Source organism: Salinicola sp. CR57, from assembly GCF_003206585.1.
Taxonomy (GTDB): Bacteria; Pseudomonadota; Gammaproteobacteria; order Pseudomonadales; family Halomonadaceae; genus Salinicola; species Salinicola lusitanus.
Genome location: NZ_PZJL01000001.1, coordinates 817,622 through 833,176, shown reverse-complemented (window position 1 = coordinate 833,176; position 15,555 = coordinate 817,622). Strand labels below are relative to the sequence as shown.

Below are 15,555 nucleotides of genomic sequence, written 5' to 3'. Positions count from 1 at the left end.
AAGCGGCGCCCTTGTCAGCAAGAGCGCCGCCGTTCGTCACGCTACGATGACGATGATCGATTGTCACCCCGCGTTCAGAACACGAACGTCAGCAGCAGGTTGAACACCAGCGCGGCGACGAAGCCGAGCGGGGCGGCACGGAACAGCAGCTTGGGCAGCAGTCCCGAGCGCGCTTCGTCCGTCGGGCAGGAGCCGAGGATCAGGCTGCCGCCGGAGGAGAACGGCGAGATCGAGGTGGCCTGGGCGCCGACCACGATGGCGATGAAGATGATCATCGGGTCGATCGAGAGCGTACCGGCCAGCGACGGCACCAGCGGGAACAGCGCCGGCGTGACCACACCCAGCGTACTCGCGAACAGCGACATGAACGCGGCAACGACGCCGAACGCGACCGGGATCAGCACCGGCGGAATGTTGGTGCCGATCCAGGAGCCGAGCAGATCGATGGTGCCCGCCTTGATCGCCACCGAGATCAGCATGCCGACGCCGCAGATCATGATGATCGTGCCCCACGGTAGCGAGGCGATCGCCTTGCGCTCGTCGCCCAGCTTCATCAGTAGCGCGATGACCGAGAACACGCTGGCGATCAGGCCGATGTCCACCTTGGAATTGACGAACGTCACGGCGGCGTTGTCGGGCAGGATCAGGCTGGCGATCGGCGGCAGCAGTACGGTGGCCATCATCACCAGGGTCAGGATCAGGGTGGCGCGCTGGTCGCGGTCGAGCGGGCTGGGACGCTCGACGTGCTCCAGCGACGCCATCGCGGTGCCGCGCTTGCGGCCGAACAGGATCAGTCCGGACAGCACCACGATAGGTACGATCATGGTGCTGGCGAAGATGCCGAAACTGTTGATGAAAGCCTGGTTGTCGGAGATACCCGAATTGGTCATCAAGGTACGGAAGATGATGCCACTCTGGCTGGAAACGAAATTGGCACCCGCCAACGCCCCGTAGTTGACCGCCATGGCACCGACGATCAGGTTCAGCCCGGTGCGGCTGCACAGCAGCAGCGTGATCGGCGCCATGAACGCCAGTACGGTGTAGTAACCCGCACCCAATGCCGAGATCACCACCGCCGCCAGAAAGATGGCGAAGGGTAGCAGGTGCGGAAAATGCCGGCAGCGATACATCAGGTGCTCGGCCAGTTTCTCCAGCGTGCCGTTGACGATCGCGAAGCTGTAGAACAGACAGACCGAGAAGATGATGAAGAATATCTTCAGCGGCCACATGGCAATCACTTCCGCGGGTTTCAGGCCCAGCCCGAAGCAGCCGATCAGATAGGCGAACGCGATCGCGAACAGCCCGATATTGATCTTGGTGCGGTATCCCAGAATGATGGAGACGACGATCGCCCCTACCACCAGTAGACTCATCATAAGTCGGTTCCCCTCTCGTACCTGTCGTTCGCACTCATGGTGCGTGTTCGTTATTCCGCCCGGCGGCCCTTAGCGCGTGAGATCGATCTTGAACAGCCTGGCCGGGTTGGCGATCATGACCTGGCGGCGCTCTTCGACGTTCGGCAGCAGCGTCTGCATCAGCGCGAACTGCGCGGCGTAATCGGTCTGGCTCTCGAACCGCGTGTGCGGCCAGTCGCTGCCCCACAGCAGGCGCTCGCTATGGCCGTAGGCGTCGCGCAGTCGATCGATCGATGCCAACGCCTGGGCGTGATTGGACCTGCTGCGGTAGGTCGCCGATAGCTTGACCCAGATATCCTCGCTCGAAAGCAGAGACAACAGCGCCCGATGGCGGGAGTTGACCGGATCGATCTCGCCGGAGGGCAATCCGAAGTGATCGATCACCACCGGCACGTCAGCCGCCAGAATCTGCGGCAGGATCGTGTCCAAGTCCTCCATCCCTCGCTGGATCTCCACCGACCAGCCACGCTCGGCTATTCTGGCGAATAGCGCGCGCCACGGCGGACTACGATAATCCTCGAGAGGCTGCCCGATCAGGTTGAGCCGGATGCCGACGACCCCTGACTCCGCCAGTTCATCGAGTTCGTCGTTGGATACCTCGGGCGCCACCACCGCCGTACCGCGCAGACGCTGCGGAAACCGACGTAATACCGAAACCATGTGACTGTTGTCGGTACCGAGAAAGCTGGGCTGTACCAGTACGCCATGGGAGAGGCCGCAATGATCGAGATGCCCCAGATACTGCTCGATGGTGGCGTCGTACGCCGGGCTATAACGACGGTCGCCCGCCAGTTGCAGGTCCTGCCGGAAGATGTGCGCATGGGTATCGACGCCGGTCAGCGCGACGGTAGCGGGTTGCGTCATGAATGGCCCTTGGTAAATGGCGTGAACACTTGACGGCGAACGAGTGGTTCGACCTATATATATCTATTCAACTATATGAATAAACTCGGTCGGAGCATACACCCAATTAGTCTCAGTCCGCAGGGACTACGACTAAAGATGGCAACAAAGTGATACATTTGTTTTAAACAGAGCGGAAGGAAACCATTCATGAGGGGAACGAGCTCGATGACAGACGAACGCCTGCCGCTCTATCAACGTCTACGTGACGACATGCTGGCCAGGATCGCTGCGGGAGAGTGGACACCCGGTGTCGCGATACCGACCGAGGCGGAGCTGACCAGGCACTACGGCGTCGCGGTAGGCACGCTGCGTAAGGCCGTGGACACTCTGGTCCAGGATGGCCTGATGAAGAGGAGCCAAGGGCGTGGCACTTTCATCCTTCGTCCCAATTTCGAGGGGTCGCTATTCCGCTTCTTCCGCCAGGTAGACGCTCGCGGCGATCGCCGGATACCCAAGAGCCGCATCCTCTCATGCCACCTGGAACCCGCCGCCGAGGATGTCGCGGAGGCGCTGGAACTGGCAGTGGCCGAAGAGACCATTCGCCTGGAGAGAATCCGCCAACTCGACGGCACCACGCTCCTGTACGAGGATATCTGGCTGCCAGCCGCTCGTTTCGATGCCCTGATGCACATCGATATCGCGGATTTCGGCAACCTGCTCTACCCCTTCTATGAGTCGCATTGCGGCCAACTGATCGGTTCGGCGCGGGAGACGCTCACCGTCGAGACTGCCGAGACAGCACTCGCCGACATTCTCGGTATCGACACCGGGGAACCCGTCGTCATGGTGGAGCGGCTGGCGCTCGGCTACGATCGCACGCCGCTGGAGTACCGGCGCTCGCGCGGCCCCGCCCGCACGTTCCGCTACCAGGTCGACATTTCCTGAGGCGACCGACCAGGCCCCCGGACGACAGTAAGGGAACGTAACAACCGGTTCGAGGTCGATGAGTGACCGACGCCGCACCGTCAGGGTGCTGCGTCGCCGTTCATCGACAATCGCAGGGCCGTCACCGTGTTCCGATCGTTCTTTCCCAAGCCATCGCTTTTCTTCGTCACCGCCCTGGGGTGGGCGCTGTTCGCCATCGTCCTGTGGGAGGCCACCGCCAGCAACTGGGGTGCCGCCATCGGGCTGCCGCCAGCGGACGAAGCCTCCCTGCCGATCGGGGTCTCGCGATTCTGGTCGGCATCGTTTCTCTGGTTTTATCTCTACTACGCGCTCTGTGTCGGGCTGTTCAGCGCCGGATGGTTTCGTTTCGCCCCGCACCGGTGGCAGTACTGGTCGATCCTGGGCACCGCACTGATCGTGTTCCTGACCTACTTCTCGGTGCAGACCAGCGTCGCGGTCAACGCCTGGTACGGACCGTTCTGGGACATGGTGCAACAGGCGCTCGCCGGGGACAGCGACGTGACCGCACTGGATCTCTACCGGGAAATGCTCACGTTCGCCGGGATCGCCTTCGTCGCGGTGACGGTGGGTGTATTCAACCTGTTCTTCGTCAGCCACTACATCTTTCGCTGGCGCACGGCGATGAACGACTACTACATGGCACATTGGTCGCAGCTTCGACACGTGGAGGGAGCCGCCCAGCGCGTGCAGGAGGACACCATGCGCTTCTCGACCACGCTGGAAGGGCTGGGCGTCAACCTGCTCAAGGCGGTGCTGACGCTGATCGCCTTTCTACCGCTGCTGGTGGCGATGTCGAAGAACATCACTGAACTGCCGCTGATCGGCCATGTCTCCGATGCGCTGGTATGGGCGGCGATCGTCTGGTCCGTATTCGGCACGCTGTTCCTGGCCCTGGTGGGGATCAAGCTGCCTGGACTCGAGTTTCGCAATCAGCGAGTGGAAGCGGCCTACCGCAAGGAGCTGGTCTATGGAGAGGACGATGCCTCGCGCGCCGAGCCGGCCACGGTGGCCGAGCTCTTTTCCCGCGTGCGTCACAACTACTTCCGGCTCTACTGGCACTATGCCTACTTCAACATTGCCCGCATCTTCTACCTGCAGGCGGACACGATCTTCGCGTTCGTGGTGCTGACGCCGTCGATCGTCGCCGGCAAGCTGACCCTCGGCCTGCTGCAGCAGGTCCTCAACGTGTTCGGCCAGGTGCGCGAATCCTTCCAGTACCTGGTCAATTCGTGGTCGACGATCATCGAGCTGCTCTCGATCGTCAAACGCCTGCGCACCTTCGAGCGGGTGATCGAAGACACACCGGATACCCCCCAGGCGGCGACCTGAGCGATAACGGCAGGGCGCGCGCAGCCGCCCTGCCGACGTCTTTGGCATCGTGCCATCATCGCGCCGTCACAACGTTGTCATCCCGGTGACACCCGAGTGCCACGTCACTGACATCGTATCGTCCTAGGGTACGCACCACACCCTGTAACGCCCTGTCGGGAGATGTCATCGTGCGCCTCACCTCTCTACTGCCGTTCGTCGCTGTCACCGCGCTGTCGCTATCCCCCTCGGCCCAGGCTGCCACCACCATCACCTGGTGGCATGCCATGGAGGGCGTGCTCGGCGAGAAGGTCAACGCCATCGCCGAGGAGTTCAACGCCTCCCAGGACGACTATGTAGTCAAGCCCGTCTACAAGGGCAGCTACAGCGATAACCTGACCGCGACCATCGCCGCCTTCCGCGCCGGCCAGGCCCCGGCGATCACCCAGGTGTTCGAGGTCGGTACGGCGACGATGATGAACGCCAAGGGTGCGATCTACCCGGTCTACCAGCTGATGCAGGACACCGATACGCCGTTCGATCCCGATGCCTTCCTGCCGGCGGTGAAGAGCTACTACATCTCGCGCGACGGCCATATGTTGTCGATGCCGTTCAACTCCTCCACGCCGGTGCTCTATTACAACAAGGACGCCTTCGCCAAGGCCGGTATCGAGACCCCGCCCAAGACCTGGGCCGAGGTCGGCAAGGACGCCCACAAGCTGGTCGAGAGCGGCGCTGCCGAGTGCGGCCTGACCACCGCCTGGCCGAGCTGGACCCAGTTGGAAAACTTCAGCGCGATCAACGATGTGCCCTTCGCCACCCAGGCCAACGGTTTCAATGGCACCGATGCCCGCCTGGTGTTCGACAAGCAGCCGGCCACGGTGGGGCATATCCAGGATCTGGCCGAGTGGCAGAAGAGCCACGCCTTCGAGTATGGCGGCCGCGCCGACAGCGGCACCAAGCGCTTCCAGTCGGGCCGCTGCGCCATGCTGACCACCTCCTCCGCCTCGCGTGCGGGCATCCAGGAAGCCGCCAAGGGCAAGTTCACCTTCGGCATCGCTCCGCAGCCCTATGACGCCGAGGCGGTGAGCCAGCCCAGGAACTCGATCATCGGCGGCGCCTCGCTGTGGGTCATGCGGGGGCAGTCGGACGAGGTCTACAAAGGCGTGGCCGAGTTCCTGAACTTCCTCTCCTCACCGGCGGTGCAGGCCGACTGGGCCAGCTTCACCGGCTATGTGCCGATCACCACCGCCGCCTACCAGCGCCTGAAAGAGGAGGGCTTCTACGCCAAGACGCCGGGCGCCAGCGTGGCGATCGACCAGCTGACCCGGGGCACGCCGGATGACAACGGCCGCGGCCTGCGCCTGGGCAACATGCCGCAGATCCGCAATATCATCGCCGAGCAGCTGGAGAAGGCATTCAACGGCAGCGAAACCGCCGCCCAGGCGCTGACCAACGCCGCCGAGCGCGGCAACCAGGAGCTCGAGCAGTTCGAGCGCAGCGTCTCGAACTAGGCTCTGCCTGAAAAATACTGCGCTCGTCGACGCTTCGGATAGCACCATAGCGCCAGCGTCGACCCTCCTCTCTCCTGCCGAGTCCCTGAGATCGGGCGGCGCAAGCCGCCCGCTGCCGATCAAGATGACCACCTTCGAACGCCACCCGATTACTCCCTGGCTGCTGCTGGCGCCCCAGCTCGTCGTGGTCGCCATCTTCTTTTTCTGGCCCGCCATCGAGTCGGTACGCCAGGCGTTCTACGTGCAGGATGCCTTCGGCCTCGGCGAGCGCTTCGTCGGGCTCGCCAACTTCCAGCATGTGCTCAGCTCCCCCGGCTACTGGCACGCCTTCGGCGTCACCGCGCTGTTCAGCCTGCTGGTAGCGGCGGGCGCCATGGGGCTGGCGCTGCTGCTGGCGGTCCTCGCCGACCGCGTGCTCCACGGCGCCAGGCTCTATCGCGTGCTGCTGACCTGGCCCTATGCGGTGGCGCCGGCGGTGGCGGGTCTTCTGTGGCTGTTCATGTTCGACCCGGTGCTCGGCGTGCTGACCCACGCCCTGGCCGCCTTCGGGGTACACTGGGATGCCCAGCTCGACCCCGGCCAGGCGCTGGCGCTGGTGGTGATCGCCTCGATCTGGCAGCAGATGAGCTACAACTTCGTGTTCTTTCTCGCCGGGCTGCAGATGATTCCCGCCTCGCTGCTCGAGGCCGCCGCCATCGACGGCGCGGGCCCCTTCCGGCGCTTCTTCGGCATCACCCTGCCGCTGCTGTCGCCGACCGCCTTCTTCCTGCTGGTGATGAACAGTGTCTATGTGCTGTTCGAGACCTTCGCCACCATCGACAACACCACCCAGGGCGGCCCCGGCGGCGCCACCCGCACCCTGGTCTACAAGCTCTACGAGGATGGCTTCGTCGGCCGCGACCTGGGCGGCTCCAGCGCCCAGTCGGTGCTGCTGATGCTGCTGGTCGGAGTGCTCACCTTCATCCAGTTTCGCTATCTCGAACGCAGGGTCGCATACTGATGCGCTATCGTCGTCCCGGCCTCGACGGCCTCACCCATCTGCTGCTGATCATTGGCGCGGTGATCTTCGGGCTACCACTGTGGCTCGCACTCACCGCCTCCACCCACAGTGCCGGCGACCTGCAGAGCGGCATCGCCCCGCTGTGGTTCGGCGACCAGGGGCTGGCCAACTACTGGCAGCTACTGTCCCAGCCGATGCCCGGGCTGGGGGTCAGTGCGCTGCGCCTGCTCGGCAACTCGCTGGTGATGGCGCTGGGCATCGCGCTGGGCAAGATCGCGATCTCGCTGTTGGCCGCCTATGCCATCGTGTTCTTCCGTTTCCCCTGCCGCACGCTCTGCTTCTGGCTGATCTTCGTCACCCTGATGCTGCCGGTTGAGGTGCGCATCGTGCCGACCTACGGCGTTGTGGCGCGCTTCGGGCTGATCGACACCTACGCCGGGATGATCCTGCCGCTGATCGCTTCGGCCACCGCCACCTTCCTGCTGCGCCAGTGCTTTTTGAGCCTGCCGTCGGAGCTGTTCGAGGCGGCGCGGCTGGATGGCGCCGGGCCGCTGCGCTTTCTCAAGGATTTCGTGCTGCCGCTGTCGCGGACCAATCTCGCGGCGCTGTTCGTGATCATGTTCATCTACGGCTGGAACCAGTATCTGTGGCCGCTGCTGGCGGCCAACTCGCCGGATCACGCCACCGCCGTGATCAGCCTGAAGAACCTGGTGCAGTCCACCGACACCTTGCCACCGTGGCAACTGGCCACCGCGATGACGGTGCTCACGGTCCTGCCCCCGGTGGTGGTGATCGTCGCCATGCAGCGCTTCTTCGTGCGCGGGCTGACCGATGCCGAAAAGTGACCTTCAACGCGGAGAGACTCGACCCATGGCCACGCTGACTTGTCGCCAGCTCGTCAAGACCTACAAGGGCGGCCAGCGCGCCGTCGATGGTATCGACCTGACCCTGGAACCCGGGGAACTGATGGTCGTGGTAGGCCCTTCGGGCTGCGGGAAGTCGACCTTCCTGCGGATGGTGGCGGGGCTCGAGACGATCAGCGACGGCGAGCTTAGAATCGGCGACACCCTCGCAAACCGCCTGGAGCCGGCCCAGCGCGGGGTCGCGATGGTGTTCCAGAACTACGCTCTCTACCCGCACATGAGCGTGTTCGACAACATGGCCTATGCGCTCAAGCTGCAGAAGCGCCCGCGCGAGGAGATCACCCGCCGGGTGCGCGAGGCCGCGGCCCTGCTGGGGATCGAGGCGCTGCTCGAACGCCGGCCGCGCCAGCTCTCCGGCGGCCAGCGCCAGCGCGTGGCGATGGGCCGGGCGATCGTGCGCGAGCCGACCGTGTTCCTGTTCGACGAGCCGCTCTCCAATCTCGACGCTGCGCTGCGCGTGCAGATGCGCCTGGAGATTCGGCGTCTGCAGCAGCGCCTGGGCGCGAGCATGCTCTATGTCACCCACGATCAGGTCGAGGCGATGACCCTGGCCGACCGCCTGGTGGTGCTGCGCGATGGCCGGATCGAGCAGATCGGCACCCCGATGAGCCTGTTCGAGACGCCCGCCAGCTGCTTCGTGGCGCGCTTCATCGGCTCGCCGGCGATGAACCTGCTGCCGGTGACCCAGGCCGACGGCCGTGCGCATCTGCCCGGCGGCCTGATCCTCGAAACAGAAGCACTCGAGAACGACGCCCGCGAGACCGAAGCCCGCGAGACCGAAGCCCTCGAAACCCAAACCAGGGCCAAAGCCGAGCCCGAGACAGCGGCGCGCGCAGACGCCAAGGCCCCCGAGCGTGCCGCCACCCTGGGCGTACGCCCGGAGCACCTGCGCCTCGACCCGCAGGGCGAGTTCGCGGTCACGCTGGAGATGATCGAACGCCTGGGGGTGGATGCACTGGTCTATTGCCGCCTACCGGGGCTCGACGCCCCGCTCACCGCGCGGCTGCCGCTGGCCACGCTGGAGGCCGCGGCGCTGCGCGAGGGCAGCGAGATCCGGCTCGGCGTCGACGGCCCGCTGCACCTGTTCGACGCCGAGGAGCAGCGTATGGCGCGGCGGGCGCGCCTCGCCGCCGAGACGCCGGCGGCTAAGTCGAGCGTCGCCTGACCCGGCATCGGGCGCGCCGACAGATGGGGGGCCGACCCAGGAGGCGACCCGGGTCCGGCAACGGACGCCTGACCGGCAGCGCCTAGTCCGGCACGTGCAGGGTGATCACCGGGCAGGGCGCGATATGCGACACCTTGTGCGACACGCTGCCGACCACCAGGCTCTTGAGGTCACTGAGGCCACGGCTGCCCATGATGATCATGTCGACGCCGAGATCGGTCGCCTGCTGGACGATCGTCTGGGCCGGTCGCCCTTCCACGACGTGGTAGGTCACTGCGCCGGCGTCCCCGCCTACCGCCTGCCACGCTTCCTCCAGCAAGTGCTCCCCCGCGAGATGCCCCTTCTCCGGCGTGTAGTCGACCGGTGAGGCACCGACCATCGCGCCAAGCGAATCCTTGGCAATCGGCACCTCGGGAACGTGCAGCAGGTGAATGCCGGCCTGGGTCGCGCGCTGGATCAGGCAGGCGTGCTCCAGCGCCTTGCGCGCGCTGGCCGAGCCATCGATGGGTACCAGTATCTGCTGAGACATGATCGCTTCCCCTCGAGATGATGACTGACGCGATTCGGCTACCCCGCTCGCCACGACGAACACCGGGTAGCGTACCTGTCTTTAGCGTAGCCAATTCTCCCCCGGAGGTAGCCTCCCCGCCAGACGACGAACGCCGAATGCCCGGAGGCATTCGGCGCTGACGTCACCCGGCAACGGCATTTACCTCAACCGGCTCGAGCGTAACGGGCCATTGCTTGATCGACATGGATACAAGCCACTTCGACCCGGTCGTCGACGCGCTCCAGCGGCGGATCTTCCTGGGTGCAGGCATCGGTCGCCAGATGGCAGCGCGGGGCGAACGGGCAGCCCGGCGGCGGTGCCAGCGGCGACGGCGGCTCGCCCTTGAGGTGGACGCGTTCGCGCCGGCGGTTGGGATCCGCCACCGGCGTCGCCGAAAACAGCGCCTGGGTGTAGGGATGGCGCGGGGTGGTGAACACCTCTTCCGCCGGCCCCGTCTCCACCGGCTGGCCGAAGTACATCACGATCACGTCATCGGCGATGCGTCGCACTACCGACAAGTCGTGGGAGATGAACACGTAGGCCAGCCCGAACTCCTCCTGCAGATCCGCCAGCAGGTTGAGCACCTGGGCCTGGATCGACAGATCCAGCGCCGAGACCGGCTCATCGAGGACCAGGATCTTGGGGTTGAGCATCAGGGCGCGGGCGATCGCGATACGCTGGCGCTGGCCGCCGGAGAACATGTGCGGATAGCGATCGGCATGCTCCGGTCGCAGGCCCACCTTGGCGATCATCTCCAGCGCTGCCTCACGCCGCGCCGCCGCGCTCATCTCCTTGCGATTGAGCTTGAGCGGCTCTTCCAGCATGGTCGCCACGGTCTTGCGCGGATTGAGCGACCCATAGGGATTCTGGAAGATGATCTGGACCTCGCGGCGCAGCGCCGCCGGCGGGCGCTGCCCCTCCTTGAGAGACACCTCGTGCCCGCTGATGGTCAGCTTGCCGCTGGTGGGCGGCTCGATCATCGTCAACACCCGGGCCAGGGTCGACTTGCCGCAGCCGGACTCACCGACCACCGCCAGGGTCTGGCCGGGGTAGAGCTCGAAGGTCGCCTCGTTGAGCGCCTTCACCGTCGCCGGCCGGGAGAACGGGCCACCCTTGATCTGATAGTGACGGGTGAGATTGACGGCGCTCAATACGGCATCGCGACTCATGGGCGCACCTCTCTATGCGGGCTGGATTGCGGGTTGTCTCGCGCCACGCCCGCCGCAGCCGGCGACGGCGAAATCCCATCTTCCAGGGGATAGTGACACAGCGTTCGGGCGGGGTCGTCCGCAGCCGGTACCGGCTCCACCTCGCGACAGTGTTCGGTGGCGTAGCGACAACGCGGATTGAACAGACACCCGCTCGGACGGTCATGCTGACCGGGGACGACGCCGGGAATGGTCGGCAGCCGATCCTGATCGCCGGCCCGCTCCGGCAGCGCCGACAGCAGCGCCTCGGTATACGGGTGACGTGGATTGGCGAACAGCGACTTCACATCCTGTTTCTCGACCTGACGCCCAGCATACTGCACCACCACGTGCTTGGCGGTCTCCGCCACCACGCCCATGTCGTGGGTGATCAGGATCAGCGCCATGCCGGTGTCTTCCTGCAGCCGCAGCAACAGCTCGAGAATCTGCGCCTGGATGGTGACGTCGAGCGCCGTGGTCGGCTCGTCGGCGATCAGCAGCCGCGGATTGCAGGAGATCGCCATGGCGATCATCACCCGCTGGCTCATGCCGCCGGACATCTGGTGGGGATAGGCCTTGATCCGGCGTGCCGGATCGGGAATCCCGACCTGTGCCAACAGGTCCAGCGCACGCTCGTGGCGCTCCTTGCGGGAGCCGCCCAGGTGCTGCTTGATCATTTCGTCGATCTGGGTACCGACGGTGAAGCAGGGATTGAGGCTGCTCATCGGCTCCTGGAAGATCATCGACATTTCGCCGCCGACGATCCGTCGCCGCTGACGCGAGCTCAACTGCTGCAGGTCCTGGCCGTCGAACGCCATCTTGTCGGCGGTGACCTGCGCCGTCCACGGCAGCAGGCCCATGGTGGCGAGCATCGACACCGACTTGCCCGAGCCGGATTCGCCGACGATCGACCACACCTCGCCGCGATCGACGTTGATGTCGACGCCTTCCACGGCAGCAAACAGGCCGCTGCTGGTCTTGAAGCGAACACTGAGGCCTTCAATATCTAGTAATGCCATGACAACTCCTCATCGCGTCGCCGCACCCGCCCCGGACGCCAGGCGCCAGGGCGGGCGAAGCGCTCACGATCTTTTCATCTTCGGGTCCAGCGCATCGCGCAGGCCGTCGCCCATCAGGTTGATCATCAGCACGGTCAGCAGGATGATCAGACCCGGGAATGTCACCGCCCAGTAGGCGCTGCCCATGAACTCGCGGGCGTTGGCCAGCATCGCACCCCACTCCGGCGTCGGCGGCTGGACACCCATGCCGAGGAAGCCCAGCGCCGCGATATCGAGAATCGCGGTGGAGAACGACAGCGTCGCCTGCACGATCAGCGGCGCCATGCAGTTAGGCAACAAGGTGTTGAACATCAGGCGCAGGTGCCCGGCACCGGAGAGCCGGCTGGCGATGACGTACTCGCGATTCTTCTCGCCGATCACCGCCGCTCGCGTCAGGCGCACGAAGTAAGGCAACTGGACCAGCGCGATGGCGATCATGGCGCTGGTCAGGCCGGGGCTGAGGATGGCGACCAGGCCCAGCGCCAGCAGCAGGCTGGGGAACGCCAGCACCACGTCCATCACGCGGGTGATGACGGTCTCGATCCAGCCGCGGAAATACCCGGCCAGAAGGCCGAGGAAAATCCCCACGCCCATCGAGATCACCACCACCATGGCGCTTATCGAGAGCGAATAGCGGGCGCCGTAGATCAACCGCGAGAGGATGTCGCGACCTACCGCGTCGGTGCCGAGGATGTAGTTCCAGCTCCCTTCGGCATGCCACACCGGCGGCACCAGCAGCGCCGCACGATCCTGCATCGCCGGGTCGTGCGGTGCGACCCAGGGTGCGAACAGCGCGACGAGCAGGATGAAGACGATGAAGATCAGGCCGACCAGCGCGCCGCGACTGGCGCTGAAATCGCTCCAGAAGGACGCCAGCTGGTAGCGGAACGAGCCGGGTGCGGCGGGGGTAGAAATGGTACTCATGATGAAAGCCCCCTGTTAATGGCGGATGCGCGGGTTGATGACGCCATAGGCGAGATCGACCAGCAGATTGACGATCATCACGATGAACGCGATCAGGACCAGGCCACCCTGCACCGAGGGATAGTCGCGTCGCGAGATCGCATCGATCATCCACTTGCCGATGCCGGGCCACGAGAAGATCGTTTCGGTCAGGATCGCCCCCGCCAACAGCAGGCCCACCTGGAGACCGATCACCGTCACCACCGAAATCAGCGCATTGCGCAGGGTATGCACCATGATCACGCGGAAGTTCGACAGTCCCTTGGCGCGTGCGGTGCGCACGTAGTCCTCGCCCAGCACCTCGAGCATCGAGGAGCGGGTCTGCCGGGCGATGACCGCCAGCGGGATCGTCCCCAGCACGATCGACGGCAGGATCAGGTAGTGCAGCGAGGAGAGAAACGCGCCCCAGTCGCCGGCGATCAAGCTGTCGATGGTCATGAAGCCGGTGACCGGCTCGATGAAGTACATGTACGAGATGCGCCCCGAGACCGGGGTCCAGCCCAGGGTGCTCGAGAACAGCATGATCAGCAGCAGGCCCCACCAGAAGATCGGCATCGAATAGCCGGTCAGGCTGACCCCCATGATGGTGTGATCGAGCGTCTTGCCACGCTTGACTGCGGCCAGCACGCCGGCTGGCAGACCGATGATGACGGCGAACGCCAGCGCGAACAGCGAGAGTTCGAGCGTCGCCGGGAAGCGGCTCATGAACTCGTCCATGACCGGGGCGTGGGTCACCAGGGAGTTACCGAGATCGCCATGCAGCAATCCCTTCAGGAAATCGAGATATTGGACGACCAGGGAGCGGTCGAAACCCATTTGGGACTCGAGCTGGGCGTAACGTTCGGCGGAAATGCCGCGCTCCCCCGCCATCAGCAGAATCGGATCGCCCGGCAACAGGCGAATGAAAGCGAACGCAACGATGGTGACGCCAATGAACGTCGGGACCAGCTGCGCCAGCTTGATCAGAAAGAATTTGAACATTTTGGAGGTCTGGCTAGTCACGCGATAAGACGCGGGGCGGCTGTCAGGGCCGCCCCGCGTCTTCGCTAGGAGAGAATCACTCGATGTCGACGCCTTCGAAGCTATGGCCGCCGAGCGGATCGATCTTGTAGCCGGTCACTTCCTTGCGAAGCGGCATGAAGACCGTGGAGTGGGCCAGGGTGTCCCAAGGCGCCTGCTCCTTGAAGATTTCCTGGGCCTGCTCGTAGAGCTTGGCACGCTCTTCCTGGCTATCCAGGGTACGAGCTTTCTGGATCAGCTCGTCGAACGGCTGATAGCACCACTGCGAACGGTTGGCACCGCCGACACCGTCACAGCCGAGCAGCACGCCCAGGAAGTTGTCCGGATCGCCATTGTCGCCCGTCCAGCCGAGGATGACCGCACCGTCACGGTTGACGTCAGAGGAGCGCTTCAGGTACTCGCCCCATTCGTAGGTGACGATCTGCGCATCGACGCCGACTTTCGACAGGTCCGACTGCATCAGCTCGGCGGTCCGTCGTGCGTTGGGCATGTACGGACGCTGAACCGGCATCGCCCAGATGTTCATCTTCAGATTCTCGACACCCGCATCCTTCAACATCTGCTCGGCTTTCTCGGGGTCGTACGGATCATCCTGGATGGCGTCGTTGTAACCCCACATGGACGGCGGGATCGGGTTCTTGGCCACCTGGCCGGCGCCCTGGAACACCGCATCGATGATCGCCTGCTTGTTGATCGCCATGTTCAGTGCCTTACGCACTTCCGGCTTGTCGAACGGCGCCATCTGGGTGTTGTAGGCCAGATACGCCACGTTGAGACCGGCTTCCTCGAGCACGTTGATGTCGGCGTTCTGCTGCATCGCCTCGACATCGGACGGGTTCGGGAACGGCATCACCTGGCACTCGCCGGCCATCAGCTTCTGGTAACGCACCTGGGCATCGGAGGTGATCGCGAAGACCAGGTTGTCGATCGGCTGTTTGCCGCGGAAATAGTCCGGGTTGGCCTGGTAGCGGATGGCCGCATCTTCACGATAGTTGACGAACTGGAACGGACCGGTACCGATCGGCTGCTGGTTGGCCAGCTCCGGCTTGCCCTCGTCGAGCAGCTGCTGCTCGTACTCCTTGGAGTGGATCGAGGCGAAGTCCATCGCCAGGTTGGCCACGAACGGTGCGTTGGGCTCGGTCAGCACGAACTTCACGGTGTGGTCGTCGACCTTGTCGATCGACTCGATCAAATCGCCCATCGACATCGCGTTGAAGTACTCGAAACTGCCGTTGGCCAGCTTGTAGTACGGGTTGTTCTCGTCCATCTGACGCTCGAAAGTCCAGATCACGTCGTCCGCGTCGAGCGCACGGCTCGGCGTGAAATAGTCGGTGGTCTGGAACTTGACGCCGTCGCGCAGGTGGAAGGTCACCTCCAGGCCGTCGTCCGACACATCCCAGCTCTCGGCGATGGCCGGCTCGACTTCGGTGGTACCCGGCTTGAACTGCACCAGGCGGTTGTAGATCGTCTTGCTCGACGCGTCGAAGGTGGTGCCAGCCGTGTAGAGCGAGGGATCGAACCCCTCCGGAGACCCTTCGGAGCAGTAGACCAGCGTCTTGGCCATGACCGGGGTCGCGCCCATCATCATGGCGGCAATGCCAGCCGCAAGCAGCGTCTTTTTCATTATCCATCTCCTGCAC

Annotated in this window: 14 protein-coding genes; 6 read left to right on the top strand and 8 right to left on the bottom strand. The window is 64.5% G+C overall.

Translation table 11 applies throughout. From position 1 onward, the window contains the following. Window positions 1-74: 74 nt before the first annotated feature. Both DOM56_RS03785 and DOM56_RS03780 read right to left on the bottom strand, forming a co-directional pair. Window positions 75-1,376, bottom strand: coding sequence for an SLC13 family permease (locus DOM56_RS03785; protein ID WP_110707525.1), 1,302 nt, complete (start codon window positions 1,374-1,376; stop codon window positions 75-77). A 69-nt stretch (window positions 1,377-1,445) separates the two neighbouring features. Beyond that, window positions 1,446-2,279 carry an amidohydrolase family protein gene (locus DOM56_RS03780; RefSeq protein WP_110707524.1) on the bottom strand — a complete coding sequence of 278 codons (834 nt, stop codon included), beginning with the start codon at window positions 2,277-2,279 and terminating at the stop codon, window positions 1,446-1,448. Between the two features lie 207 nt (window positions 2,280-2,486). Here DOM56_RS03780 and DOM56_RS03775 point away from each other — a divergent pair, with 207 nt between their 5' ends. The 6 genes from DOM56_RS03775 to ugpC all read left to right on the top strand — a co-directional run bounded on the left by DOM56_RS03775 (window position 2,487) and on the right by ugpC (window position 9,137). Then, on the top strand, window positions 2,487-3,206 hold the full coding sequence (locus DOM56_RS03775) for a GntR family transcriptional regulator (protein ID WP_110707523.1): 720 nt from the start codon (window positions 2,487-2,489) through the stop codon (window positions 3,204-3,206). 126 nt (window positions 3,207-3,332) lie between these two features. Beyond that, a complete protein-coding gene (sbmA, locus tag DOM56_RS03770) occupies window positions 3,333-4,556 on the top strand; it encodes a peptide antibiotic transporter SbmA (RefSeq protein WP_110707522.1) in 1,224 nt (407 codons plus the stop codon). Between the two features lie 170 nt (window positions 4,557-4,726). Beyond that, window positions 4,727-6,049 carry a sn-glycerol-3-phosphate ABC transporter substrate-binding protein UgpB gene (gene ugpB, locus DOM56_RS03765; protein ID WP_232822159.1) on the top strand — a complete coding sequence of 441 codons (1,323 nt, stop codon included), beginning with the start codon at window positions 4,727-4,729 and terminating at the stop codon, window positions 6,047-6,049. Between the two features lie 124 nt (window positions 6,050-6,173). Next, window positions 6,174-7,049, top strand: a complete 876-nt coding sequence (gene ugpA / locus DOM56_RS03760) for a sn-glycerol-3-phosphate ABC transporter permease UgpA (RefSeq protein WP_110707521.1) — start codon at window positions 6,174-6,176, stop codon at window positions 7,047-7,049. Further along, window positions 7,049-7,894, top strand: coding sequence for a sn-glycerol-3-phosphate ABC transporter permease UgpE (gene ugpE / locus DOM56_RS03755; RefSeq protein WP_110678540.1), 846 nt, complete (start codon window positions 7,049-7,051; stop codon window positions 7,892-7,894). The genes ugpA and ugpE overlap by 1 nt, the downstream gene beginning before the upstream one ends. Window positions 7,895-7,919: 25 nt before the next feature. Beyond that, window positions 7,920-9,137: a sn-glycerol-3-phosphate ABC transporter ATP-binding protein UgpC gene (gene ugpC / locus DOM56_RS03750; RefSeq protein WP_110707520.1), complete on the top strand. Its 1,218-nt coding sequence runs from the start codon at window positions 7,920-7,922 to the stop codon at window positions 9,135-9,137. Between the two features lie 82 nt (window positions 9,138-9,219). Here the strand turns inward: ugpC and DOM56_RS03745 are convergent, their stop codons facing one another. The 6 genes from DOM56_RS03745 to DOM56_RS03720 all read right to left on the bottom strand — a co-directional run bounded on the left by DOM56_RS03745 (window position 9,220) and on the right by DOM56_RS03720 (window position 15,539). Next, window positions 9,220-9,666 (bottom strand): universal stress protein, encoded by a 447-nt coding sequence (locus DOM56_RS03745; RefSeq protein ID WP_110707519.1) that lies wholly within the window; start codon window positions 9,664-9,666, stop codon window positions 9,220-9,222. Window positions 9,667-9,851: 185 nt separating this feature from the next. Then, complete coding sequence (locus DOM56_RS03740) at window positions 9,852-10,856, bottom strand: dipeptide ABC transporter ATP-binding protein (RefSeq protein ID WP_110707518.1); 1,005 nt, start codon at window positions 10,854-10,856, stop codon at window positions 9,852-9,854. Further along, window positions 10,853-11,893 carry an ABC transporter ATP-binding protein gene (locus DOM56_RS03735; RefSeq protein ID WP_110707517.1) on the bottom strand — a complete coding sequence of 347 codons (1,041 nt, stop codon included), beginning with the start codon at window positions 11,891-11,893 and terminating at the stop codon, window positions 10,853-10,855. The genes DOM56_RS03740 and DOM56_RS03735 overlap by 4 nt, the downstream gene beginning before the upstream one ends. 63 nt (window positions 11,894-11,956) lie before the next feature. Continuing rightward, on the bottom strand, window positions 11,957-12,856 hold the full coding sequence (locus tag DOM56_RS03730; protein ID WP_110707516.1) for an ABC transporter permease subunit: 900 nt from the start codon (window positions 12,854-12,856) through the stop codon (window positions 11,957-11,959). Window positions 12,857-12,871: 15 nt separating this feature from the next. After that, window positions 12,872-13,876, bottom strand: coding sequence for an ABC transporter permease subunit (locus DOM56_RS03725; RefSeq protein ID WP_110707515.1), 1,005 nt, complete (start codon window positions 13,874-13,876; stop codon window positions 12,872-12,874). 76 nt (window positions 13,877-13,952) lie between these two features. Next, window positions 13,953-15,539, bottom strand: coding sequence for an ABC transporter substrate-binding protein (locus DOM56_RS03720; protein ID WP_110707514.1), 1,587 nt, complete (start codon window positions 15,537-15,539; stop codon window positions 13,953-13,955). Window positions 15,540-15,555: the final 16 nt, after the last annotated feature.